Origin of the sequence: Salinicola sp. MIT1003, assembly GCF_001858555.1 — a bacterium.
GTDB lineage: Bacteria > Pseudomonadota > Gammaproteobacteria > Pseudomonadales > Halomonadaceae > Salinicola > Salinicola salarius.
In genome coordinates this window covers 57455-81766 of the sequence record NZ_MCAP01000044.1, presented here as the reverse complement: position 1 = coordinate 81766, position 24312 = coordinate 57455, and the positions used below count along the sequence as shown (strand labels likewise).

19 protein-coding genes are annotated in these 24312 nt (G+C 63.3%); 11 read left to right on the top strand and 8 right to left on the bottom strand.

What is annotated here, in order from left to right:
- Positions 1-5: 5 nt before the first annotated feature.
- From otnC to BC443_RS13605, 4 genes are read right to left on the bottom strand one after another with little or no spacing between them, the layout of a single operon-like run.
- Complete coding sequence (gene otnC / locus BC443_RS13620) at positions 6-671, bottom strand: 3-oxo-tetronate 4-phosphate decarboxylase (protein ID WP_071232382.1); 666 nt, start codon at positions 669-671, stop codon at positions 6-8.
- Positions 668-1993 (bottom strand): 3-oxo-tetronate kinase, encoded by a 1326-nt coding sequence (gene otnK, locus BC443_RS13615; RefSeq protein ID WP_071232381.1) that lies wholly within the window; start codon positions 1991-1993, stop codon positions 668-670. Before otnK ends, otnC begins: the two co-directional genes overlap by 4 nt.
- Positions 1994-1996: 3 nt before the next feature.
- Complete coding sequence (ltnD, locus tag BC443_RS13610) at positions 1997-2971, bottom strand: L-threonate dehydrogenase (RefSeq protein WP_083387407.1); 975 nt, start codon at positions 2969-2971, stop codon at positions 1997-1999.
- The gene (locus BC443_RS13605; RefSeq protein WP_247643288.1) at positions 2968-3750 is read right to left on the bottom strand and encodes a FadR/GntR family transcriptional regulator; all 783 of its coding nucleotides are present in this window, start codon (positions 3748-3750) and stop codon (positions 2968-2970) included. Before BC443_RS13605 ends, ltnD begins: the two co-directional genes overlap by 4 nt.
- A gap of 267 nt (positions 3751-4017) precedes the next feature.
- On the opposite strand from BC443_RS13605, the gene denD reads away from it, so the two are divergent.
- The 3 genes from denD to BC443_RS13590 all read left to right on the top strand — a co-directional run bounded on the left by denD (position 4018) and on the right by BC443_RS13590 (position 7762).
- The gene (denD, locus tag BC443_RS13600; RefSeq protein WP_071232379.1) at positions 4018-5001 is read left to right on the top strand and encodes a D-erythronate dehydrogenase; all 984 of its coding nucleotides are present in this window, start codon (positions 4018-4020) and stop codon (positions 4999-5001) included.
- Between the two features lie 131 nt (positions 5002-5132).
- Complete coding sequence (locus BC443_RS13595) at positions 5133-6521, top strand: gluconate:H+ symporter (RefSeq protein WP_071232378.1); 1389 nt, start codon at positions 5133-5135, stop codon at positions 6519-6521.
- Positions 6522-6589: 68 nt separating this feature from the next.
- Positions 6590-7762 (top strand): L-rhamnonate dehydratase, encoded by a 1173-nt coding sequence (locus tag BC443_RS13590; protein ID WP_071232377.1) that lies wholly within the window; start codon positions 6590-6592, stop codon positions 7760-7762.
- Between the two features lie 60 nt (positions 7763-7822).
- On the opposite strand, the gene BC443_RS13585 is transcribed toward BC443_RS13590, so the two are convergent.
- Complete coding sequence (locus BC443_RS13585; RefSeq protein ID WP_083387406.1) at positions 7823-8731, bottom strand: MalM family protein; 909 nt, start codon at positions 8729-8731, stop codon at positions 7823-7825.
- 99 nt (positions 8732-8830) lie between these two features.
- Complete coding sequence (locus BC443_RS13580; protein ID WP_071232375.1) at positions 8831-10195, bottom strand: maltoporin; 1365 nt, start codon at positions 10193-10195, stop codon at positions 8831-8833.
- Positions 10196-11099: 904 nt separating this feature from the next.
- Here BC443_RS13580 and BC443_RS13575 point away from each other — a divergent pair.
- From BC443_RS13575 to treA, 4 genes are all read left to right on the top strand, one after another.
- Positions 11100-11795, top strand: coding sequence for a VIT family protein (locus BC443_RS13575; protein WP_071232374.1), 696 nt, complete (start codon positions 11100-11102; stop codon positions 11793-11795).
- A 208-nt stretch (positions 11796-12003) separates the two neighbouring features.
- The gene (locus BC443_RS13570) at positions 12004-12867 is read left to right on the top strand and encodes an SDR family oxidoreductase (RefSeq protein ID WP_071232373.1); all 864 of its coding nucleotides are present in this window, start codon (positions 12004-12006) and stop codon (positions 12865-12867) included.
- 98 nt (positions 12868-12965) lie between these two features.
- Positions 12966-14228 carry an AGE family epimerase/isomerase gene (locus BC443_RS13565; protein WP_071232372.1) on the top strand — a complete coding sequence of 421 codons (1263 nt, stop codon included), beginning with the start codon at positions 12966-12968 and terminating at the stop codon, positions 14226-14228.
- A gap of 187 nt (positions 14229-14415) precedes the next feature.
- Positions 14416-16074, top strand: a complete 1659-nt coding sequence (gene treA, locus BC443_RS13560) for an alpha,alpha-trehalase TreA (RefSeq protein ID WP_071232371.1) — start codon at positions 14416-14418, stop codon at positions 16072-16074.
- 173 nt (positions 16075-16247) lie between these two features.
- Here the strand turns inward: treA and BC443_RS13555 are convergent, their stop codons facing one another.
- Both BC443_RS13555 and BC443_RS13550 read right to left on the bottom strand, forming a co-directional pair.
- Positions 16248-18383: a TonB-dependent siderophore receptor gene (locus BC443_RS13555; RefSeq protein WP_071232370.1), complete on the bottom strand. Its 2136-nt coding sequence runs from the start codon at positions 18381-18383 to the stop codon at positions 16248-16250.
- 183 nt (positions 18384-18566) lie between these two features.
- Positions 18567-19550, bottom strand: a complete 984-nt coding sequence (locus tag BC443_RS13550; protein WP_071232369.1) for a LacI family DNA-binding transcriptional regulator — start codon at positions 19548-19550, stop codon at positions 18567-18569.
- 606 nt (positions 19551-20156) lie between these two features.
- Here BC443_RS13550 and BC443_RS13545 point away from each other — a divergent pair.
- The 4 genes from BC443_RS13545 to BC443_RS13530 are packed head-to-tail and all read left to right on the top strand — an operon-like array spanning position 20157 to position 24311.
- Positions 20157-21086, top strand: coding sequence for a tripartite tricarboxylate transporter substrate binding protein (locus BC443_RS13545; protein WP_071232368.1), 930 nt, complete (start codon positions 20157-20159; stop codon positions 21084-21086).
- Between the two features lie 50 nt (positions 21087-21136).
- Positions 21137-21574: a tripartite tricarboxylate transporter TctB family protein gene (locus tag BC443_RS13540; protein WP_071232367.1), complete on the top strand. Its 438-nt coding sequence runs from the start codon at positions 21137-21139 to the stop codon at positions 21572-21574.
- A 1-nt stretch (position 21575) separates the two neighbouring features.
- On the top strand, positions 21576-23102 hold the full coding sequence (locus BC443_RS13535) for a tripartite tricarboxylate transporter permease (protein WP_071232366.1): 1527 nt from the start codon (positions 21576-21578) through the stop codon (positions 23100-23102).
- 60 nt (positions 23103-23162) lie between these two features.
- A complete protein-coding gene (locus BC443_RS13530; protein WP_071232365.1) occupies positions 23163-24311 on the top strand; it encodes a mandelate racemase/muconate lactonizing enzyme family protein in 1149 nt (382 codons plus the stop codon).
- The last annotated feature ends 1 nt before the right edge of the window (position 24312 follow it).

Genomic DNA, 24312 nt, shown 5'->3' with positions numbered 1-24312 from the left:
CGCGCTTACCACTGGGCGCCGAAGGCGTCACGCAGCTCATCGATTTCCTTCTCGTTCAGCGTGCGCACGTCATGGTGGCGCAGCAGCAGATAGAGCTTGGCGGTCTCCTCCAGCTCTTCGATGGCGTTGCGTGCGGCTTCCAGCGTCTTGCCCGCCACCACCGGGCCGTGATTGGCGAGCAGCACGGCGGCATGGTCCGCAGCATAGTTGCGCACCGCCTCGCCCAGCGCCGCATCGCCGGGGCGGTAGTAGGGCACCAGCGGCAGGCGGCCGACCCGCATCACGAAGTAGGGCGTGATCGGCGGCAGGCAGGAGTGTTCGTCGAGCCCGTTGAGACAGGACACCGCCGCCGAATGGGTGGCGTGAAGATGGATGATGCCGCCGGTATCCGGGCGCTGCTCGTAGAAGGCCCGGTGCAGGAACGACTCCTTGGTCGGCGGCTTGCCGGCGAGCAGGTTGCCGTCCCAGTCGAGCTTGGAAATTTCCGCCGGGTCCAGCGCGCCGAGGCTGGCGTTGGTCGGCGTCATCAGCCAGCCATCGTCGAGCTTGGCGCTGATATTGCCGGAGGTGCCCGGCGCCATGCCCAGGTTGCGGAAGGAGCGGCCGATCTCGGCGATCTCTTCGCGCAGGCGGCTTTCGGTCGAGGAGGTCGAAGTGTGAATCGCGGTCATGGCATCAGGTTCCAGGCTTTGGTCATGAAATCGGTGGCGCCGAAGTTGCCGGACTTGAGCGCCAATGCCAGCGATTCTTCGGTCCCCAGCGTTGTCGTCCACGGCACGCCGGGGTCGATGCTCTCGCCGATCCGCAGCCCCTGAACGCCGAGCGCGCTGACCACGGCGCCGGAGGTCTCGCCACCGGCGACCAGCAGGCGGCGCACGCCGAGGCGGCCGACCAGCTCGCTGGCGATTTCGGCCAACGCCCGCTCGACCAGTTCGCCGGCTTCCTGCACGCCGAGCCGCTGTTGGGCCTGACGCACTTCCTCCGGGGTGGCGCTGGCGTAGATCAGCACCGGGCCGCCGTCGTTGTCGGCGTGCGCCTGGAAATGGGCTTCGGCGCTGGCGAGCGCCGCGTCGACGACACTTGCGTAGTCATCGTGCAGCGCCTGAGCATCGAGGTGAAAACTCGGCATGTGCTGCTTGGCATGGTCGATCTGGGCCAGCGTGGCCCGCGAGCAGCTGCCGCTCAATACCGCCTCGCGACCGGCGATCGGCTCGAGGCGGGCGGCGTCCTGCCGGTGATCGAGTCGATCGGCGACATTGGCCGGCAACCCCAGCGCCAGGCCGGAACCCGCCGTCACTAATGGAAGATCGCGGCAGGCGCGGGCCAGCACGAACAGATCCTCGTTATCGATGGCGTCGCAGATCGCGATACCGATACCGTCGGCTTTCAACGCCTCGATGCGCGCGGTCACCGCGGCGTCGCCCTGACGCAGCGTGGCGTAGTCGATCAGCCCGATCTCCCGCGTCGTCTGCGCGCCGAGCACGCGGACCAGGTTGGCATCGGTCATCGGCGTCAGCGGGTGATCCTGCATGCCGCTCTCGTTGAGCAGAACGCCGTTGGCGAACAGGTAGCCGTTGAACACGCTGCGACGGTTGGCCGGCAGCGCCGGGCAGGCGACGGTGAAGTCGGTGCCCAGGGCGTCCATCAAGGCCTCGGTGACTGGGCCGATATTGCCGGCCGGTGTCGAATCGAAGGTGGAGCAATATTTGAAATAGAACTGCTCGCAGCCCTGTTCCCGCAGCCAGTCGAGCGCCTGGATCGACTGCTTGATGGCCTCGCTGGCGGGAATGGTGCGCGATTTCAGCGCCACGACCACGGCGTCCACGCCGGCTTCCAGCGGTGTGTCGGGAATCCCGATGGTCTGCAGCGTGCGCATGCCGGCGCTGACCAACTGGCTGGCGAGATCGGTGGCACCGGTGAAGTCGTCGGCGATGCAGCCGAGGATCGGTCTGGCGCGGGGCCGTTCGCCCGCTGTCGAAAGAGAATTTGCCATCGTTCAAGCACCTCCGTGGTCGTTGGGGCCACCGTCGAGATCAGGACCCGCGCCGTTGTCGAAACCGGCATCGTTGGCGGCCGTGCCGGGGAGCGTGAGTCCGGGGTAGATCTTGATTACCGCCGAATCGTCCTCGCGGCCCAGCCCCTGGGCGGACGCCAGGGTGAACTGGCTGAGCGCCTGCGCGGTGAGCGGCAGCGGGAATTTGTCGCGGTGGGCGGTGTCGTGGACGATGCCGAGATCCTTGACGAAGATGTCCACCGCCGAATGCGGCGTGTAATCACCGGCCAGGATGTGGGGCACGCGGTTCTCGAACATCCACGAGTTGCCGGCGCTCTGGGTGATCACTTCATACAGGGTCTGCGGATCGCATCCGCCGCGAATGCCGTAGGCCATCGCCTCGGCGGCGGCGGCGATATGCACTCCAGCCAGCAGCTGGTTGACGAGCTTGACCTGCGAACCCTGTCCCAGCGCGTCGCCCAGCCGGAAGACCTTGGCGGCGAGCGCGTCGAGCACATCGCCGGCGCGCTCGAACAGCGCCGCCGGGCCGGAGGCCATGATCGTCAGCTGGCCCGCGGCCGCCTTGACCGAGCCGCCCGAGATCGGCGCATCGAGCAGATGAATGTCGTGAGCGGCGAGATCGGCTCCCAGTGCCTGCACGGCATCCGGCGCGCAGGTCGCGCAGGAGATCACCATACTGCCCGGCTTCAATCCCGGCAGCAGGCCGTCATCGCCGAACAGCACAGCCCGGGTCTGTTCGGCGTTGACCACCACGGTCAGCACGATCTCGACCTCGGCAGCCATCTCCGCCGCCGTTGCCATGGCATGGCCGCCGGCCTCGGCAAAGCTCGCTCGCGCTTCCTCGCGCAGATCGCAGCCCCAGGTCTCGAAGCCGGCGCGCACCAGCGACGTGGCCATGCCCATCCCCATCGAGCCCAGCCCGATGACCCCGACGCGGGGTCGTTGTGTCGTACTCATCGTGAGTCCTCTTTCGTCTGTTCCGTCGATGCCGACGGCGATCCACGCTGCGCTTCCACGCGCTCGAGCAGATCGGTGGGCGCCTGGCGCAGGCGTGTTTCGGCGTGTTCCAGATGAATGGCGGCGGCCCGGGCGGCGGCATCGGCATCGCCTGCGGCAATGGCGTCGAGCATGGCCTGATGCTCCGCGACCACCTGCTGCATGAAGGTCTCGCGCAGCGATTCGTTGGTCCGCGTCACGCGGATCGCCTGGTGCAGAAAGCGGTTGTAGAAGTCGAGCACGGCGGTGAAGTGGGTATTGTTGGCCGCTTCGGCGATGGCGCGGTGAAAGGCGAGATCCTGATCGACGCCGGACAGCCCCGCCTCGACCGCTTCATCGATATCCACCATGGCGTTGCGAATCCGCCGTAGCTGGGACGGTGTGCGCCGTTCGGCCGCCAGCCGCGCGGCTTCCACCTCCAGCGGCCGGCGCAGCTCCAGCACCTCGACCACCGACTGCAGGCCGGGATCGGGAATCGCCAGCCGTAGCGATACCGTCGGTGCTTCGGCGACGAAACTGCCGCTGCCCCGCCGCGAAGTCACCAGGCCGCCGTTGCGCAGCATCGAGATCGCCTCGCGCACCACGGAGCGGCTGATGCCGAAGCGCTCGCCCAGTTCCGCCTCGGTTGGCAGACGTGCTCCGCGACCCCATTCGCCGGCCTGTATCGCGTCGCTCAAGCGCTGGGCGACCTGCTCGGAAAGCTGCGGGCCGCGCGACGGCTGCCTCGTGTCTTCTTTCAATGCGGTATTCCTCATGCATTCGTCGTAGTCGCGATGTCGTCGATGCTGTCATGACGGCGTGCGACGGCGTTCTCCGACCAATGGCGATATTGCTCGTCGGCTGAATTTGTCAGACAAGATGTTAAATCGCAAACGTCAGCGCAATTCGCCTTTCGTCAATCCAGTGCCATTCGAACCAGCGCTGTTCGATCCAGCGCCATTCGAACCAGTGCTGTTCGATCCAGTGCCATGCGATGGACGAAGGCGAGGCCAGAGGAGAGAAATGCCATGCATGTGATCGTGACCGGAGGCGCCGGTTTTCTCGGCGCGAGACTGATCCAGCGGTTGCTGTCGGATGAAACCGTGATCGAAGGCCAGGCCGTCACGCGGGTGACGTCGATCGATCTGGCACCGTGTCCGGTGGTCGACGACCGTGTCGAATCGCTCACTGGCGATATCGCCGATCCGGCGCTGGTCCAGCAAGCGCTGGCCGACGATACCGGTACCGTCTGCCATCTGGCGGCGGTGGTCAGCTCGCAGGCCGAGGCCGATTTCGATCTGGGCATGCGGGTCAATCTGGATGCCACGCGAACGCTGCTGGAGGCGTGTCGGGCACATTCGAAGCGGCTGCGATTCCTGTTCGCCAGCTCGCTGGCGGTGTTCGGGCCGGGGCTCTCTCAAGGGCGCTCCCAACCGGTACCGGAAGCGATCGGCCCTCGGCCGCGCTCTTCCTACGGCGCGCAGAAGGCGATGGGAGAGCTGCTGGTCAACGACTACAGCCGGCGCGGCTTCGTCGATGGCCGCGTCTGCCGCCTGCCGACCATCGTGGTGCGGCCGGGCAAACCCAATCAGGCGGCCTCGTCGTTCGCCAGCTCGATCATTCGCGAACCGCTCTCCGGCATCGAGGCGGTCTGCCCGGTGGCAGGGGAGCTGCCGCTGTGGCTCTCCTCGCCACGGGCGGTCGTCGCCAACCTGGTGCATGCGCTGACGCTGTCCGGCGAGCCGCTCGGAGACTGGCGCACGCTCAACCTGCCCGGCATCACGGTGACGGTGAACGAGATGCTCGATGCGCTGGAGCGCGTAGCCGGCCCGTCGGCCCGCCAGCTGGTGCGATTCGAACCCGATGCCGCCATCGACGCCATCGTCGCCAGCTGGCCGGGCGGGCTGGAGGTCAAGCGACCGCTGGCGCTGGGATTCCGGGCCGACGCCGATTTCGACGCCATCATTCATGCCTATCGGGAGAGCCAGCGGGAGGACGAACCCGACACCTGACCACACGACTGCCACTGACTGCATGACCGCTGATCGCATGCTCCAGCGCCTGATGCCCCGATGGGGCGTTGCGCGCGCCGTTCCTTGAAAGCCAATAACACCACAACGTCTCGACTCAAGGAGTACACGCCATGACAGACGCCACTGTCGCCGGGCCTCAAGTGATTATCGGCCTGGGTATCGCTATCTTCGTGATGATCGCGCTGGTGCTGAAAACCCGCGTTCATGCGCTGCTCGCCCTGGTCATCGCCGCGTCGATCGCCGGCCTGATCGGCGGCATGCCACCCAACGCGGTGATCGGTGCCATTACCACCGGTTTCGGCACGACGCTCTCCACCATCGGTCTGGTCATCGGCTTCGGCGTGATGATGGGGCGGATACTCGAAGTCTCCGGCGCCGGCCAGCGCATGGCCTACTCGATCCTCAAGCTGCTGGGCAAGGAGCGTGAGGACTGGGCCATGGCGCTGACCGGCTACATCGTCTCGATCCCGATCTTCTGCGATTCGGCCTACGTCATCCTCAATCCGCTGGTGCGGGCGCTGGCACGCAATAGCGGACGCTCGATCCTGACGCTGGGCATCGCGCTCGCCTCGGGGCTGGCGGTGACCCACAGCGCGGTGCCGCCGACGCCGGGCCCGCTGGGTGTGGCGGGTATCTTCGGTGTCGATATCGGTCTGATGATCGCCTGGGGCCTGGTCTTTACCGCGCCAGCGCTGATCGTGATGGTGCTCTACGCGCGCTTCATGGGGCCGCGCATCGAGGCGATGATCGAACGCGACGTGCCGGGATCGCTGAAGCGCGACGATGACGAGGATCCGATGCGCGGGCAGCTGGCCGAGAGCGAACTGCCGTCATTGCGCATGTCCGTCATGCCGATCGCCTTGCCGATCCTGCTGATCTTCTTCAATACGCTGGTCACCGCGATGGTGGGCGACAGTGACTCGCCGGGGCTCTTCGTGCAGGTCGTCCAGTTCGTCGGCCATCCGGTGATCGCGGTCGGCATCGGTGTGCTGGTGGCGGTCTACGGCCTGGTGCCGAAGATGCCCAAGGACCAGGTGCTGGCGCATCTGGAAAAAGGCGTCGAGAGCGCCGGTATCATCCTGCTGGTCACCGGTGCCGGGGGCGCGCTGGGTGCGGTGCTGCGGGCCAGCGGTGCAGGCGACTACATCGGCGAAAGCATTGCCGGGCTGGCGCTGCCGGCGGTGCTGATCCCGTTCCTCATCGCCACGTTGGTGCGCTTCGTGCAGGGCAGCGGCACGGTGTCGATGATCACCGGCGCTTCGATCTCCGCGCCGATCCTGGCCACGATGCCGGACGTCAACATGGTGCTGGCGGCGCAGGCGGCGTGTCTCGGCGGGCTCTTCTTCAGCTACTTCAACGACAGCTACTTCTGGGTGGTCAACCGGCTGCTGGGGGTCAAGACCGCCAAGCATCAGCTGCTGGTGCTGTCGGTGCCGACCACGCTGGGCTGGGCTACCGGCCTGGTCGCGCTGCTGATCGCCAATGCGTTCATGGGTTGAGAGACGACGACAGATTGAGAGTCACACGGCGAATCGAGATCAGATCGCCAACGACAAGGAGTCCAGACATGAAAATCACCCGAGTCCGCGCCCGCGTGTTCGAGTGGAAAGGCGAGACGGTGCCACCCAAGGCCCACTTCTGTACCAACGCCATGGATGCGCTGTGGGATCGCGGCGATGCGATGCAGAGCTTCCGCTTCCACGGCTGGACGGTGATCGAAATCGAGACCGATTCCGGTTTCACCGGCATCGGCAACGTGGCGCTGGCACCCAGGGTCGCCAAGACCATCGTCGACCAGCATCTGGCGCCACTGGTCGTGGGGCAGGATCCGTTCGACTACGAGTACCTGTGGCAGCGCATGTATCGCGCCACGCTGGCCTGGGGACGGCGCGGCATCGGCATGGCGGCGATCTCCGGGGTCGATATCGCGATCTGGGATCTGATGGGCAAGGCGCTCGACAAGCCGGTGTTCAAGCTGCTTGGTGGGCGCACCAAGGAGAAGATCCCGTGCTATGCCTCCAAGCTCTATCACGACGATCTCGATACCATGCAGTCCGAGGCACAGCGCTATCTCGACCAGGGCTTTCAGGCGATGAAGATGCGCTTCGGTTACGGCCCCAAGGATGGCCCCAAGGGCATGCGCGAGAATGTGAAGAGCGTGGCGGCGGTGCGCGAGGTGATCGGCGAGGATATCGACCTGATGGCCGACTGCTACATGGGCTGGAATCTCGATTACGCCCGACGGATGTTACCCAAGCTGGCGCCGTTCGAGCTGCGCTGGCTGGAGGAGCCGGTGATCGCCGACGATATCGACGGCTACGCCGAGCTCAATCGCATCGCGCCGATGCCGATCTCCGGTGGGGAGCACGAGTTCACCGTCCATGGCTTCCGCCAGTTGCTGGAGAAACGTGCGGTCTCGGTGATCCAGTACGACACCAACCGCGTCGGCGGCATTACCGTGGCGCGCAAGATCAACGCCATGGCCGAAGCGTTCGAGGTGCCGGTGATCCCGCATGCCGGGCAGATGCACAACTACCATCTGACGATGTCGTCGCTCGTATCGCCGATGTCGGAGTTCTTCCCGGTGCATGACGTCGAGATCGGCAATGAGCTCTTCTACTACCTGTTCGAAGGCGATCCGGAACCGGTCGACGGCCATCTCGATCTCGCCGACGACGTGCCGGGGCTGGGGCTCTCGCTCAATGAGCGTCATCTCGACGGCTTTCGCATCATCGAGTAGTGCGGCCTGTCATGCCGTGGCGTGTCCGGCACGCCACGGCGACGATGCGGCTTGACGCTGTCAGGGCATCTTGGCTTGCAGCCGATCGGCCAGCCAGGCGCGGGTGCCGGGGTGCCCGCTGCGTTCGGCACGTTCGGCAAGGTCCAACGCGAGTTCGACATCACCGGCCTTGAGCGCGGCCTCGATCATTCGGCGGTAATCGAAGTCCGCTGTGTTGGACACCGGGGCTGGTGCCGGGGCGGTGGCTTGCGGGCGAGGGCCGGTAGCCTCGGGGACCGGGGCTGGCGTATCGCCAATCAGTGAGGTCATGCCGGTGCTACCGGTCAGCGAGGCTATCTCGAGCGTCACTTCGCCGGTGGCGGTATGCACGGCGCGAGGATCGGGGCCGGCGGGTTCGGCGAGCCCTCGGACCCGTGCATACGCTTTCTCTTCGGATTCGTAGGGTGTCGAGGCCTGACGATCCGCGTCGCTCGAGTAGATGACCAGGTACTGGGCGTTCGGGCCCGGCGTCACGCTGAACTGACCGCCGAGTCGGGCTGTGGAGAATCCGGTAGGGCTGTGAACCTCTAGCGCATCGCTCGAGACCTTCCTGATCGGCTGGAAGGCCGAATCGAGGATCATAATCGTCGGCGCGAAGACCTGGCCGTCACGGACCGGGCTGGTCACGCTCAAGGTCACGGGGCCGTTGTTCCGGGGCAGCTCGAAGGCGTGGAAAAAGCTTTTGCCATCGCCGAAATCATGCACCGGGGTCTGCGGCGTGAAGTTCAGCGTGAGGGTTTGCTGTGCCGTGATCGGCTGATACGGCAGGCTGGCCAGCGAAGTGCAGCAATCCGCCGAGCTTTCCAGCGCGTGCTGACCCTCCGACGCGGGAATGGTCGGAGCGTGGGGGGCCATGAGCGGTGTGCTGCACCCCGCCAGGGCGATCATGAGGGTGCTCAATGGCACGGCAAGACGATACGAACTCAACATTCAGACACTCCTGCTTGAGACGAAAACGGCTCCGGAGCGACAAGCCCCCGGAGCCCAATGGATCGAAACAGTGCGAGCATGACTCTCGCGGCCGTGGGATCAGCTACCCCACCAGACTTCCATCTGCGCGCCGAACGTCAGGCCGTCGGTATCGTCGAAGTCGACATTGTTGGAACCGCCAGCGCCGATGTCGAGTGAGCTGGGGTCGCGTGCTTCGGTATAGGCATCGCCGCTCCACTTGGCGTAGGTGGCGAACAGGCGGATGGTCGGACGAATCATGGCGCCCCGCCCCGCAGACCACTGCTGCGCGATGGTCAGCTTGGTCAGGTGGTGATCGCTGTCGTCGTAGCCGGTCACGCCACCCTGCGGCTCGATACGGTCATAGCCCAGCTCGACGGCCGTGCTCATGATGTCGTTCCAGTAGTAGACCGGGCGCACGCCGGCAGAGAACCACTTGCGGCCGGTGTTGTCGTCCATGTCCTTGTCTTCGTAGACAAGGGCGTAGAGCATGTCGAGCTTGTCCGGTGCCAGCCAGATCTGGCCGTGATCGAGGACGCGCCACATGCTGCCTTCCTGGCGCAGCGTGCCGGTACCACGCCCCACCGCATTGTTGTCGCGGGTGATGATGCCATCAGTGGCGTACTGCACCGCGAAGGTATTGGTGCCGCCGAACCAGTCGCTCTGGGTGTGCTCGATGGTGCCCATCCAGCCCTTGTCGCCTTCGTCGTAATCGACGCCCTGGTCGTCGTAGTACTCCTGCTGCCAGTCGGGTAGCGATGAGCGGCCGTAGTCGATACCGAGCTGCAACGAGCCGCCGGGATTGACGGGAATATCCGTCCAGCGAGCATCGAGCGTGTCGTCGGAGATCTGCTGACCGGAATCCGGAAACAGGCCGTCGCCGTCGTCATTGCCCTCGCTGCGGGTCCAGGCGAAGCTCAGCTTACCGGTGCCGACATCGATATCCGAGATCCCGACGCCGGGGCCCGAGACATCCCAGTAGTAGAAGTCGTTCATGTGGATATCGTGGCGCTTGTAGAAGCGCTTACCGGCCCAGAGCGTGGCGCCGGGCAGGCCGCCGACGACATTGGTGCCGGAGACGTACATTTCCCGCAGCGAGATGTTGTTGTCGTCATCCTTGAGCGACTCGTCGTCGTTGTCCTGCGCGGTGACGTAGGCGACGCGGCTGGCGAAGTCGAAGGTCGTGTCCTGCTGCTGGTAGAGCTGCGCGCCGAGCCCGATCTCTGCATAGGTCTCGCATTCGTTGCCCAGGCGATATTTGGCCGGTGCGCCCGCCGACTTGAAGCAGGTCTGGCTGCCGCCGCCAGAGGTCGAGCCGATACCGGAACGGGCATAGCCGAAGAATTCGGGATTGATATCGGCGTTCGCCAGGACCGGCATCGTGCAGGATGCACCGATGACGGCAGCGAGGAGCGGTCGGCGTAGCACGGAGTGTGAGGCAATCATTATCGGTGTCCCTCGTGGTCTTGTCGTTGATTGCGGTTTTGGACTGTTGTCATTGGCAGCCGTATGAACCATCCGGCTGCGCAAGGCGCTTTGAAAAACTCGCAACCGGCGTGTCCGGGGACACATGCGAGGCTCTGTCAAAGCGTCGTGCTCGGCGTACTCACATCGTGATCGATAGCAGCGAAGACATGAGTCGGTTCGTTTTTTGAAATTGTCGGTATATCTGTTCTTTCGTTCCCTTGATGTGACTTTCTGGGTCAGTGTTTCTCTCGTCGTCATGCGCCTTGTTTTACTGGCATGAGCGTGGCGGCAGTTAGGTACTTCCCATTCATTCGTTACCCGAAATGGCGACCTTCTCGTCGTCATCCCTTGTCGCCGGCAATTCGGGTTGAGCGCCATTATTTCCATTAATACGTAAACTTTCATTGTAACCATGGTCTATAAAGACAAAGGTCTAAACTAACTCCAGAGAAGATTCACTTTTTCTTATACTTAACAATAACTTAAATTTAAGTGATTCGAGTGGGAGCTGCGTTCTGCATACCAAAGTATTAAATGTTACTAACGGTGGGTTGTGATAAGGACGTTCCCAATATTTCTGGAAAGGCTGAAATTTCTCAATGACAGTTCGACGTCGATCAGTTCGTTGGTCCGGTTGGAGATGAGAAAATTCATGCTTCATGGCTTGAAACCCCTGCCCTGTGAAATCTGTCAGCGTCGTCTCAGGGATGAAGAGCGTGTCGGGTCGTATCGTTTGAACGAAGATACTGAGGATGGAAATGTTGTCCCCGGTGCCGTTGGCTTAGCCTAGGATGAGAGGAGAGAAAGACGACGAGCACCGGGCTGCACTGGGCCTGCAAGCGGGGGAGGCGTGATGAAATGGGAGCCGGGGCAGGAGCCAGGGATGTCCATACCCAAGGAGCGTCACTACTCGGATCGTGTGGGCTGGCTGCGAGCGGCGGTGTTGGGCGCCAACGACGGCATCGTTTCCACCGCCAGCCTGGTCATCGGCATGGCGACGGCGGGCGCGACGCTGGCTGGCGTGCTGACCGCCGGGGCGGCCGGGGCGGTGGCCGGGGCGATGTCGATGGCCGCGGGCGAGTACGTCTCGGTCAGCTCGCAGAAGGACACCGAGCGCGCCGACCTGGCACGTGAACGTCGTGAGCTGGCTGCCAACTACGAGTCCGAAACCCGTGAGCTGGCGGAAATCTACGAGGCGCGGGGTCTCTCTTCCACGCTGTCGCAGGAGGTCGCCGAGAAGCTGATGCACCACGACGCGCTGGCGGCCCATGCGCGTGATGAACTCGGTTTCAGCCATGTCAACGAAGCGCGGCCTCTACAAGCGGCGGTGGCCTCGGCGCTGACCTTTCTCGCCGGTGCCGCGCTGCCGATCGTCGCCTCGCTGCTGGCGCCTCGTCAGGGGATCGCGCTGGTCGTCGCCATCGGTTCGCTACTGGCACTCGGCCTGCTGGGGATCCTGTCGGCCAAAGTGGGCGGTTCACGCGTGCGGGTCGCTGTCGTCCGAGTGGTCGTGTGGGGTGTGCTGGCCATGGCCGCCACGGCCGGGGTCGGTTGGGTGTTCGGCGTCGTCGGCACTTGATCGGGTTCGCGTTCGGCCTGTTCCGGTCGTGTCTGGCTTGCTGCCTGTTCCGATCGCGCTCGGCTTGTCGAGAGAACAGCGCTCAACTAAGACTGATAGCGTCGCGTAGTAAAGCTACGCTCATGGGCAAGCGCTCTCGCGTTCGCTCTGCATCGCGGATGACTCGATTCAGTCAGTGTATCCAACCCGAAGCCAAGGAGCGGCCAATATGGTCAAGAAGACCGAAATCCATGCGCAACAGCAGTCACTACCCGGCAAGGAAGGCTTGATGCAGCCACCGGCGGAGTTCATCCGGCCGGGCTATCGCGGCAGCGGCAAGCTGGAGGGCAAGATCGCCCTGGTGACCGGCGCCGACAGCGGCATCGGCCGCTCCGCGGCGATCCACTTTGCTCGCGAGGGTGCCGACGTCGCGATCATGTATCTCAGCGAGGACGAGGACGCCAGAGAGACGCAGCGGCTGATCGAGGCGGAAGGGCGGCGCTGCCTGTCGATTGCCGGTGACATTCGCGACGCTGCGTTCTGTCGCTCGGCGCTTCAGCAGGTCGTCGACACCTTCGGCGGGCTCAACATTCTGGTCAACAACGCCGGCACCCAGCAGGTGTGCACCGATCTTACCGAGCTCGACGATGACCAGTGGGAACAGACCTTCGCCACCAACATTCACGGCATGTTCTATTTGACCAAGGCGGCATTGCCGTACCTGGGAGAAGATGATTCGATCATCAACACCGCTTCGGTCAATGCGTATATCGGGCCCGATTTCCTGGTCGACTACACCGCCACCAAGGGCGCGATCATCAGCTTCACCCGTTCGCTCTCCAATCAGGTAGTGGCGCGCGGCATTCGGGTCAATGCAGTGGCGCCCGGCCCGGTGTGGACGCCGCTGCAACCCGCCACCCTGGGTGCCCACGATCCGCAGATGTTGGAAGATTTCGGTTCCGACACGCCGATGGGGCGGGCCGCGCAGCCGTCCGAGCTGGGGCCGTGCTATGTCTTTCTGGCATCGCTGGACGCGTCCTTCATCAGCGGCCAGACGCTACACCCCAACGGCGGCATGATCGTCAACGGTTGATCGGTCACCCAAAGATCGAAGTCATGGAGCCCTGCTCGGGAATCGCCCAGGGTCTTCGAGCACCAACAGCAATTCTCGGGCAAAAGGAGGCCCCGAACATGCCAGGTACGACTCACAATTTGCCGCCACGTCAGGACAGCTGGCTGGATCGGCCGGCGCATCATCACTGGCTGGAGTGCGAAGGCCAGCGCCTGCTGGCGTTCTATCGTGCCTCGCGCCATGCCGAGTGCGGTTTTGCGGCGCTGGACGAAGACGGACGACTGCCGGCGGATGCCAACCCCGACACCATGATCACTGCCCGCGTGACGCACTGTTTCGCGCTGGCCGCCATGCGTGGCGAGCCCGGCATGGCACCGCTGGTGGCACACGGCGTCGCGGCATTGAGAGGTGGGTTGCACGACGATGAGCACGGCGGCTGGTATGGCGAACGGCCCAAGGCGGGCGAAACGCAGACCAAGCAAGCCTACATTCACGCCTTCGTCGCGCTGGCGGCGGCCAGCGCCTGGCAAGCCGGCAACGAAGACGCCAAGCCGCTGCTGGACGATATCATCGACGTGATCGAAACCCGGTTCTGGTCCGAAGACGAAGGGCGCATGCGCGAGGGGTTTTCCCGCGACTGGCGCGAAGACGAGGCGTATCGCGGCGGCAACAGCAACATGCACTCGACCGAGGCCTTCCTGCAACTCGCCGACGTTCTCGACGGGCCGAAGTGGCGGGCGCGGGCGCTCTCCATCGTCGACAGGATCATTCACGCCCACGCCAGGCCCAACGACTATCGTGTCGTCGAGCACTTCGACAGCGAGTGGAACGAATGGCGCGACTACAACCAGGAAACGCCCAAGGATCAGTTCCGACCCTACGGCGCCACGCCTGGTCACGCCTTCGAATGGGCGCGGCTGATGTTGCATCTCGAAGGCGGGCTGCTGCGCCATGGCGAAGCGGCGCCGGGCTGGCTGCTGGAGGATGCGCAGGGGCTGTTCCATAGCGCGACCGAGCTGGCGTGGAACGTCGATGGCGAGCCAGGGCTCATTTACACTCACGACTGGAAAAACCAGCCGGTGGTTCACGAGCGCATGCACTGGACGCTGGCCGAAGCCGCCGCCACGGCCGCGGCGCTGCTCAAGCGTACCGGCGACGCAACCTACGAAACCTGGTATCGCCGTTTCTGGGATTACATCGATCGTTTTCTGATCGATCGCGAACGGGGCAGCTGGTGGCAGGAACTCGACCGCCACAACAACCCATCCAGCGAAATCTGGAGCGGCAAGGCGGATCTCTATCATGCCTATCAGGCAACGCTGCTGCCCAGATTGCCGCTGTCTCCCACCATGGCCAGAGCCATCGCCGACGGAGCGTTGTAACACGGAGCGTTGTAACCGCTGGGGATATTCGAATCTCCACTCTTGGAAACGCCTCGATTCATGATCGGGGCGTTTGTCATTCGGACAGACGCCATACCTCGAAAGCGGCATGGGCTTCGTCGCTGAAGTCTGGCTAGCTATGACTTCCGACACTGACTTCCGACACATGGCCGTGAGGAGAACGACAATGGAATGGCTTGGGAATTATCGGCAGATGAGGCTGGGGTGGACCACGTTACTGCTGACAGCGCTGCTGCTGGGCGGCTGCGGCACGCAGGGCATCGAGCGGGAACCGGTGCAAGAGGCGCCTGCCAAGACCGCCAGGCAGTCCCCGGATCGTACCTGGGGGCCGGTGATGAAGGCCGTCGCCATGGCGCAGCTCTATCCGGATGGGAAGTCGGTGGTCGATCTGGTGCCCAAGCGCGACCCCGCGGCTATTGTGGCCGACTTCGAACGGCTGCAGCAGCAGGAAGGGGAAATCGACAAGGCCCGGTTGCAAGCCTTCGTCGATGCCAACTTCGATCCGCGTCCGGAGAACGAAACGCGCCTTAGCGAGGCGGCCGATACCTCGATCGAGACCCACGTCGTCAACCTGTGGCCCTATCTGACACGGGACCCAGCGGATACCGACGAAGGCCCCTGGAGCAGTCTGGTCTCGCTGCCCGAGCCCTACGTGGTGCCGGGCGGGCGCTTCAATGAGATGTTCTATTGGGACAGCTACTTCACCATGTTGGGCCTGGCGCGCAGCGACCGCTTCGACCTGGTGCGCGACATGGTCGACAACTTCGCCTGGCTGATCGACACCTACGGGTTCGTGCCCAACGGTACGCGGACCTATTTTCTGACGCGTAGCCAGCCGCCGTTCTTCGCTCCGATGGTAGCGCTGCTGGCGGAGCATGACGGAGAAGCCGTCTATCGCCGCTATCTGCCCGAATTGATGCGGGAACACGACTATTGGATGCGCGGCGCCGATGAAATCGGCCCCGGCGAGGTACGTGAGCACGTGGTTCGACTGGCCGACGGCACCTTGCTCAATCGCTATCACGGAAGCGAGAACTGGCCCCGGCCGGAAGCCTACGCCGCCGAACGCGAGCTGGCCGCGCGTAGCGACCGGCCGGCTCCCGAACTGTACGGCCATCTACGAGCCGCTGCCGAAAGTGGCTGGGACTTCAGCTCGCGCTGGATGGCCGATGGCCAGCACCAGACCACCATCGAGACCCGCGATATCCTGCCGGTGGATCTCAATGCGCTGCTGTACCAGCTCGAACGCACCCTGGCGCATGCATGGCGGGTCGAGGGCGATGATGCCCAGGCGGCACACTTCGAGGCGCTGGCCGAACAGCGTCGAAGCGCGATCAACCGGGTCTTCTGGCAACCTGACGGGGGTTACTACACCGATTACGACTGGCGGCAGGGGCATCTGACCGATGCCATTTCAGCGGCCATGGTCTATCCGTTGGCGTTTAGCGTCGCCGATCCGGCCAAGGCCGATGCCACGGCCGAGACGGTGCGGCGCGAGCTGCTGCGCGCCGGGGGCATGGTCACCACCACGCATAACACCGGCGAACAGTGGGATGCGCCCAATGGCTGGGCGCCGCTGCAGTGGCTGGCGGTTTCCGGTCTCGACCGCTACGGACACGACGACCTGGCCGAAACCATTGCCCGACGCTGGATCGACACCAATCGCGCGGTCTACCGACAGACCGGCAAGCTGGTCGAAAAATACGACGTGGTCGACCCCGCCGTGGGCGGCGGCGGTGAATATGATGTCGTCGACGGGTTCGGCTGGACCAACGGCGTCCTGCTGGATCTGATGCACCGCTATCCGTCGCAAGCCAGCCAGTAGCCAAGTCTCGCCATTGAAGAGGCCGGGCCACAAGGTCCGGCCGTTTTGTGTGTCAGCACGCTCGGCAGCGTCGCTGTAACTGGAAATCCGAAGACGACGTATACGGCAAAGCTACAAGCACTCCCCCCGAGCGATCTCGACCGCTCGAGGACGTTAAAACGCTATCGTTGGCGTTACCAGTGGTAGCTGACTTTCGCCCGAATCTCGCGGCCCGGGTTGTAGTAGTTGGCCGTGCCGGAGCCGACGACGTGCTGCTCGTCGAAGATATTGCTGACGTTGATCGTGAAGTCGGTGTTCTGGACGATCCGATAGTCGAAGGCGGCGTCGAACAGCGTTGCCGAATCGCTCTTCGAGGTATTGGCGGCGTCGAAGTAGTAGCCATCGGTATAGCGGGCGCCCAGACCGACGCTCATCTTCTCGCCCGGCAGCGTGTAGTAACCCCAGAGCATGGCGGTGTGTTTCGGAGCGATGGCGAAATCGTTGCCCTTGATCGAGGTGCCATCACGCAGCGTGCCCTCTTCGACCTCCGTATCCAGATAGGAGTAACCGCCGACGATGCTCAGATTATCGGTCAGCTCGGCTTTGGCCTCGAGATCGAGACCGCGCGCCCGGGACGTTCCGATGGTTTGCTGGTCGATGGCGCCATTGTCCTGCACTACGGCGATGGTCACGTCGTCTCTTTCCAGGTTGTAGATCGCCGCAGAAAACTGGGCGTTCATCCCGTCGGGCGAGTATTTCAGGCCGATCTCCTGCTGCTTGCCGCGCTCCGGCGTGACGCCAATGGTGGGCGGTGCGACCGACTCTACGTAGCTGACGTAAGTGGAGAGTTCGTCGTTGACGATATAGGTCAGTGCGCCACGCACGGTGGTCTCCGAGAAATCGTCGCTGTCGTCGAAAGCGGCGCCGTAGGATTCCCCCTCGCTCGAGAGATCCATCGAGTCGTTGCGTACGCCAGCGCTGACCACGAAGCGATCATAGAAAGAGAGATTCTGCGTCAGGAAGACCGAACGAGTCTGGTAATCCTGGTTTTCGTACCGGTAGGGCGTCAGGTCTTCGGGACCGCCACTATAAACCGGGTTGGTGATATCGATGGGTTCCGCATTCCCGTAGATCGACTGGCTATCAGTCGAGGCGTCGCGGTACTCAATACCACCGAGGGTGCTGCTGTCGATCTCGCCGAAGCTGGCATCGTACTGCAGGATGGTATTGCCGATGAACTCGTGAGCTTCGGTATCGGTACCGAAATAGTCTCGGTTCACCACCGTGCTGGTGCGCGCAGCGACATCGTTGATATAGACGTACTGAAAGTCATCCTTGAGATCGCTATAACGCAGGTTCGTGCTCAGCGTCAGGCCGTTTTCGAAGTCGTGGCGCAGCTGGCCGGTGATGCTAGTGCGATCGACGTCTTGATCGTTGAAGCCGGGCTCGCCGAAGAAGTCGTCGCGGTCATACTCTCGGTCGAGCGGATAGCCGCCGCTATTGGGCGTGTCGTCTCGGTTGAGATAGTCGACGATCAGCGTTGCCGTGGTTTGATCCGTCGGTTCCCACGTCAGGCCGCCCATCAAAAGACCACTGTTATCCTTCGAGTGATCGTACTCTCGGTCGCTGTCCTGAATCTTTCCGGTGAAGCGATAGGCCAGTGTCTGGCCTGAGTCCAGGACATCGCCGACATCGATGCCGGCTTCCTTGTGATCGAACGATCCGTAGGAGAGAAAGCCGTTGCCGAAGCGCTCGAATCGTGGTCGCTTGCTGACGAAGTTGACCGATCCGCCCGGGTCGGCGGGGCCGAACAGCGTCGAGTTCGAGCCGCGCAGCACCTCGATGCGCTCGTAGGCGTATGGATCTTCACGCACGCCACGCATGGAGCCCAGCGTCATCCCGTCGCGATAGGTCGTGGCCTGAAAGCCGCGAATCTGGAAATAGTCGTTGCGGTCATCGGTACCGTAATAGTCAGTGATGACCCCGGGGGTGTATTGCAGAACCTCCTCGGTAGTCTGGGCGTCGCGCTGCTCGATCTCTTTCTGGGTAATCACCGAGACGGAAGCGGGCGTGTCCTGAATGCTGGTAGCGACCTTCCCGCCTACCCAAAGCTCCCGCGCTACGACGGTATCGGCGTCGTCGTCAGGCGCTGCCTGAGCGTTGACGATAACGGGAGATAGGCGGTACGCCCCATTGTCGCTCCCTGTCTGCTGCGCGTTTCCGAGCGCGGGAATGGTGAATAGTGCTGAACCGCAGAGAATCGCCGTGGTGGTGTGATGACACCATGACGGTTTCTCGCGGCTCACGATCGTGCGATTGCGACCGCTCATCGTGGTGTCCCCGAAAGTGAATGATCTCTTCTTATATGCCCGCGGTTTTTTATGGCGGGCTCGAGGATTATCCGGAGGACACACCTGTCAGTCAATAATGATAATTCTTCTCAATTTCATTCGCGTTCAGGATTGGCTATGCGTAAGGCGTCGATCCACCATGTTGCCTCACACCCCGGATCGTCATGCGCTCTCCCGCTCCACCAGCCTCACCCCCAGGTCCAGCCGTTTATCGCTTTCCGGCAGTTCCCCCCTGAGGCGTGACAGCAGCAGTCGGGCGGTGTGCTGGCCGATTTCCCGGCGCGGTGGCTCGACGGTGGTCAGCGGCGGGACGGTGCTGGTGGTGAAGTCCAGGTTGCCGAAGCCGGCGAGGGCGAGCCGGCCGGGGATCTCCCAGCCCTGGCGCTGGCATTCGCACAGTACGCCAAGCGCCACCATGTCGTTGGAGCAGCCGATGGCTTCTATCTCGGGGTGGGCCTGCATCAGTGCCTGGGTCAGATGGCCGGTCTCCTCGGCATGGCTGCGTCCGCTCAGCTCGCGCAGCTCGACGGTGCCGCCGGCAGCTTCGACCGCGTCTCGAAAGCCGTGATAGCGGTCGCGGGCGCGCACGTCACGCTGGAAGTTGGTGCTGACGAAGGCCATTCGGCGCCGGCCCTGGCGCAACATGTGTTCGGCCACCAGGCGGCCACAGGTGTGATGCGAAAAGCCCACGACCATATCCAGCCCCGGCTGGCCGTAATCCCACATTTCGACGATGGGTGTGTCGTTGCTGGCGAGCACCGACAGCGACTTGCGGTTGTGCAGAAAGCCGGTCAGCACCAGGCCGGCGGGGTTCCAGCTCAGAATCGACCGGATCAGTTCCTCTTCCCGGGAGTCGTCGAATTCGGTATTGCCGATCAACAGCTGATAACCGGCGCTACGCAGATGGCGCTCCAGCGTCTCGAGCGTTTCCGAGAAGAACGAGTTGGTGATGGTCGGCACCAGCACGCCGATCACATTGGAGCGCGACGAGGCCAGCCCGCCAGCCATGGTATTCGGCAGATAGCCCAGGCGGTCGATGGCCGACTGGATCTTCTCGGCGCGCCGGGGGGAGACCTCATCGGGACGACGCAGGTAGAGCGATACCGTGCTCGGCGAAACGTTGGCCAACTGGGCGACTTCGCCCATGGTCACTCGCTGTGAACTGCGTCTGCTTCTTGCCACGGCTTCTGGCCCCTTCCTTCGCGATCACCGGGTTTGTGTCGGTCCTCGCACCCGGCGTCTCGCTGATAAGCGTATGAATGTCTTGTGCTTTCGTGTCGATGCCGTTCGCTACGCTTTGTCTGAAAAATGTCTGCGCTCACCCATACGGCGTTAAAAATCGACTCAAAATGCTCATTTACTCCGCGTAAACTCCGCTTTTTCGCCGATTTTTGCCTTGTCTGGCTATCGCTCGTCGACTTTTCAGACAGAGCTAGTGTATCCAGTCCACGCTGAGGTTTCGTCATCCACGCCGGCTGCGGTCCGGGCTGAAGCGATGTTCTGCCGCGTCGACGCGGAGACTTGTCCTTTGGTCTAAGGCTACGACGAATGGACGATTGGCAGCGATTGTCCGACGAAAATCGTAGCGCTACGATTCTAGTCCATCTCGGCGGGCATCCGTTATTCGCCCAAAGGCTTAGGCGAGAGCAAGAGTTCGAATCAGATCGGAAAGAGCGCCCACAAGTCTGGTGACGACAGCCAAGCGTTCTGTTTTCCGCCGTTTTCGCAGCGCTACGAAAAATGGAGCTAACCATGACATCATTGCGTTATTCGCTGGCCGCCCTCGCGCTGATCGGCGCGACCCATTCGGCGGTGGCCGCCGACAACCTGAACATCATCGTGCCGTTCGCGGCGGGTGGCGCCACCGACATCGTCGCGCGCAGCTTCGAGCCGATCTTCTCGCAGCAGTTGGGCGTCACCTCGGTGGTACGTAACGTCGCTGGCGCCAGCGCCACGGTCGGTACGGCGGAGGTCGCCAATAGCGAAGGCAATCCCAACATCATCGGCTATGAACCCGCCGGTGCGCTGTCGATCCAGCCCTCGCTGAAGAAGCTGCCCTACGGCCCGGACAGCTTCACCTATATCTGCCGCACCGTTTCCAACCCGATGTTCCTGATGGTCTCGAAGTCTTCCGATATCGAGTCGTTCAAGCAACTGGTCGAGGAGTCGCAGGAGTACCCCTTCCTGTATGGCTCTTCCGGCCCCGGCACGTTGCCGCATCTGGCCATGGCGGCATTGACGGTCAACAGCGATCTCAAGGCGGAGCACGTGCCCTACAGCGGTTCCGGCCCGGCGATGAATGCGCTTGCCGGCAACGAGATCCAGATCATGGCCGATACCGAGACCATCCTCGAAAACTACGACCTGCGCCCGTTGGCGGTCTTTGCAGAGAGCCGAGTAGAGGGTTATCCCGACGTGCCGACGATGAAGGAACTCGGCCTGGCGGAGATGGACTTCGCCGTCTGGCAGGGCGTCGTCGCGCCCAAGGGAATTTCCGAGGAGCGCACTCAGCAGTATGCCGAGGCGTGCAAGGCGACGGTGGAATCGGACAAGTTCAAGTCATTCGCCGACAAGGCCAAGGCGGATATCGCCTATCTCGGACCGGATGAGTTCAAGGCGTTCGTGCAAAAGCGCTTCGCGGCCAACAAGCAGGTGCTCAAGGACGCTGGCCTGACGCCGTAACCCGTTCTTTCGACCTCTTGTTCTCTCGATCTCTCAGGAGCCGCGGTCCCATGTTCGCATTCTTGATCCATCCTCGAGTATTGACCGCGCTGGCCCTGTTGCTGGCTGGCGCCGGTCTTTCGATCACCGCGTGGCAGGGGCCGGCAAGCCCCATGCTGGTCCCCCGCATCGTGCTGACGATCTGGTGCGTAGTGGCGCTGGCGATCCTGATCGGCGAGTTGATCCGCCGCGTCCCGGTGAAACGCGTGACGCTGACGCCTCTGCCGCTGTTGATGGCGGCGGTATTGATCGCGGCGATTGCCACGGCGAGTCTCGGCTTTCTGATCCCGGCGTTGCCGTTGGTGGCGTTGACGCTATGGCTGTTTCGTATCCGGCGGCCATTGCCGCTGCTGCTGGGCACGATCGTGATCGGTGGCGGTTTGTGGTTCCTGTTTCACCACGTGCTGATGATCCGGTTGCCGGCGCTGCTCACGAATGGAGTGATCTGAGATGGATGTGATTCTGGCGGCAATCAACGATGCCTTCACCTGGCAGGCGCTGCTCGCCATCGTGATCGGCACCTGGGCAGGCATCATCATTGGCGGCCTGCCCGGGCTGGGGTCGGTGGTCGGGTTGACGATCTTTCTGCCGTTCACCTTCGGCATGGATGTCATTACCAGCATGGCGCTGCTGATCGGCGTCTACTGCGGCTCGGTCTATGGCGGTTCGATCACCGCGATTCTGATCAATACCCCCGGCACGCCGCAGTCGGCGGCGACCACCTTCGATGGCTATCCGATGACCCAGCAGGGCCGCGTCGACGAAGCGCTGGGCTGGGCCACCTTTGCTTCCTTCTTCGGCGGCGTGCTCTCTTGCGTGCTGCTGATCTTCTGCGCCCCTCAGCTGGCCAAGTTCGCCGTCAACTTCGGCTCGATCGAGGTATTCGCGCTGGTCTGTCTGGCGATGCTGTGCATCGTCGGGATTTCCCGCGGCAGCCTGCTCAAGGGGCTGGTCTGCGGGATGATGGGCTTCTTCTTCTCGACGGTGGGCAGTGACCCGATCACTGGCGCCGACCGCTTCACCTTCGGCACCTACGCGCTCAGCTCCGGGCTGGATCTGATCCCGGTGGTGGTGGGGGCCTTTGCGCTGTCGGAAGTTTTCGTGCGTTTCTCGGCGCGAGACGAAGAGGCGACGACCATTCCCGAGGCGCGGCTGCGCTTCCCGAACCTGCGCGAGATCGGCCGCCGTCTGATCGAACTGGTGCGGGGTTCGTTCATCGGCAGCTTCGTCGGCGCGCTGCCGGGCACCGGGGCGGCAGCAGCGGCCTTCATAAGCTATGCCGCGGCCCAGAAGCTGTCGCCGCGGCGGGCCAATCTGGGCAAGGGCGAGCCCGACGGCATCATCGCCTCGGAATCTTCCAACAACGCCGTGACCGGCAGCGCCTTCATCCCCACCCTGGCGCTGGGCATTCCCGGCGATGTGGTCACGGCGATGATGATGGGCGCGATGGTGATCCACGGCATTACGCCGGGCGTTCGTCTGATGGTCGACCAGGCGCAGACGGTCTATGCGCTGTTCGTGGTGCTGATCATCGTCAACGTGGCCATGCTGGTTCTCAGCAAACCCTCCATCGGCCTGTTCCGCTACCTGTTCAAGCTGCCGCTGGGCTTCGTGATGGGTGGCATCGTGATGTTCAGCTTCATCGGCGCGGTGTCGGTGCGCGGCAATCCGCTGGATCTGGTGGTCGCGGCGCTGACCGGCATTCTCGCCTACGTGCTGCGACGCGGCGGTTATCCGCTGGCGCCGCTGGTCATTGGCATGGTGCTGGGGCCGGAACTGGAAAGCTCGCTACGCCGGGGGCTTCTGATCTCGCGCGGCGACTTCTTCTCGTTCTTCACCCATAGCGGCATCGCCACGACGCTGTTCGCGTTGATCGGGCTGTTCCTGGTCTGGACGACGGTGGCGGGCGTGCTCGATTGGCGGGCGAAGATCGCAGCCCGACGCGAGCCCGTATCGCCTTCGAGTAGCCGCGCATGAGCATCGACACCTTCGATTTTTCTTCCTTCGCCGATACTACCCGCAGAGCGATTTCTTGCCATGATCATTACTGACCTCAAGACCCACGTGCTGGCCGCGCCGCTGGAGCAGCCTTTCTCCTTCTCTCAGGGCTGGGTGCATCAGCGCACGGCAATGCTGGTGGAAATTCATACCGATGACGGCCTGGTGGGCTGGGGCGAATGCATCAATCACGGGTTGCAGCCGCCGCAGGTCGCCCAAGCGATGGTCGAGCATGCGCTCAAGCCGCTGGTGATCGGCCGCTCGATCTTCGACCGCGAAGTGCTGTGGGAGACGATGTACAACCACACCCGGCCCTACGGTCAGAAAGGGGCGGCGCTGTTCGGCATTGCCGCGATCGACATCGCGCTGTGGGATCTCGCCGGCAAGGCGCTGGGCCAGCCGATCCACCGGTTGATGGGCGGGGCGTTTCGTACCGAAATCCGGCCTTACGCCACCGGCTTCTATCGTCGCGAAGGCGGAAAGTATCCCGAAGAGGTGGTCGAGGAAGCGCTGCGTCACCAGGCCAATGGCTACCGGGCGATGAAGCTCAAGACCGGTTTCGGTATCGAGGCGGACATTCGCGACATGCGCGCGGTGCGCGAAGCGGTGGGTGACGACATCGCGCTGATGATGGACGCCAACTGCGCCTACAGTGTGCCGGCGGCGCGGCGCATCCTGATGGAGCTCGAAGAGACACGGGTGCATCTGTTCGAGGAGCCGCTGAGCCCGGAAAATCGTCACGGCTATCGCGAGCTCAAGGGCATCTCCCGCACCTGGATCGCTGCCGGCGAGAACGAGTACACCAAGATCGGCTATCGCGACCTGATCAGCGAAGGCGTGCTGGATGTCATCCAGCCGGATCTCGGCGCCGCCGGCGGTCTCACCGAGTGCCAGAAGATCGCCGCCATGGCTCAGGCCTGGCACGTCCCGTTGATTCCCCATGTCTGGGGAACCGGCATCGGGCTGGCGGCAGCGGTGCAGTTCATCGCCACGCTTCCGCCGCAACCGCTGTCGCTGACACCCGACGAACCCATGCTCGAATACGATCAGTCCGCCCATCCGTTCCGTCAGGAGTTGATCGGCGGCGAATTCCAGCTCAATGCCAACGGCTGCGTCGAGGTACTCGACAAGCCCGGCCTGGGAGTCGATATCGACCGCTCGATCATCGATCACTACACCATCCGCTAAG

Bases quoted from the DNA above. Each gene is read 5' to 3' on its own strand.
- BC443_RS13550 (WP_071232369.1), bottom strand. From the start codon at position 19,550: ATGGGCGAAGTCGCCCAGTTGGCCAACGTTTCGCCGAGCACGGTATCG.
- BC443_RS13585 (WP_083387406.1), bottom strand. From the start codon at position 8,731: ATGTTGAGTTCGTATCGTCTTGCCGTGCCATTGAGCACCCTCATGATC.
- BC443_RS13575 (WP_071232374.1), top strand. From the start codon at position 11,100: ATGTCCATACCCAAGGAGCGTCACTACTCGGATCGTGTGGGCTGGCTG.
- BC443_RS13535 (WP_071232366.1), top strand. From the start codon at position 21,576: ATGGATGTGATTCTGGCGGCAATCAACGATGCCTTCACCTGGCAGGCG.
- otnK (WP_071232381.1), bottom strand. From the start codon at position 1,993: ATGGCAAATTCTCTTTCGACAGCGGGCGAACGGCCCCGCGCCAGACCG.
- BC443_RS13545 (WP_071232368.1), top strand. From the start codon at position 20,157: ATGACATCATTGCGTTATTCGCTGGCCGCCCTCGCGCTGATCGGCGCG.
- BC443_RS13595 (WP_071232378.1), top strand. From the start codon at position 5,133: ATGACAGACGCCACTGTCGCCGGGCCTCAAGTGATTATCGGCCTGGGT.
- BC443_RS13565 (WP_071232372.1), top strand. From the start codon at position 12,966: ATGCCAGGTACGACTCACAATTTGCCGCCACGTCAGGACAGCTGGCTG.
- BC443_RS13580 (WP_071232375.1), bottom strand. From the start codon at position 10,195: ATGATTGCCTCACACTCCGTGCTACGCCGACCGCTCCTCGCTGCCGTC.
- BC443_RS13555 (WP_071232370.1), bottom strand. From the start codon at position 18,383: ATGAGCGGTCGCAATCGCACGATCGTGAGCCGCGAGAAACCGTCATGG.
- otnC (WP_071232382.1), bottom strand. From the start codon at position 671: ATGACCGCGATTCACACTTCGACCTCCTCGACCGAAAGCCGCCTGCGC.
- ltnD (WP_083387407.1), bottom strand. From the start codon at position 2,971: ATGAGTACGACACAACGACCCCGCGTCGGGGTCATCGGGCTGGGCTCG.
- BC443_RS13570 (WP_071232373.1), top strand. From the start codon at position 12,004: ATGGTCAAGAAGACCGAAATCCATGCGCAACAGCAGTCACTACCCGGC.
- BC443_RS13590 (WP_071232377.1), top strand. From the start codon at position 6,590: ATGAAAATCACCCGAGTCCGCGCCCGCGTGTTCGAGTGGAAAGGCGAG.
- BC443_RS13530 (WP_071232365.1), top strand. From the start codon at position 23,163: ATGATCATTACTGACCTCAAGACCCACGTGCTGGCCGCGCCGCTGGAG.
- treA (WP_071232371.1), top strand. From the start codon at position 14,416: ATGGAATGGCTTGGGAATTATCGGCAGATGAGGCTGGGGTGGACCACG.
- denD (WP_071232379.1), top strand. From the start codon at position 4,018: ATGCATGTGATCGTGACCGGAGGCGCCGGTTTTCTCGGCGCGAGACTG.
- BC443_RS13540 (WP_071232367.1), top strand. From the start codon at position 21,137: ATGTTCGCATTCTTGATCCATCCTCGAGTATTGACCGCGCTGGCCCTG.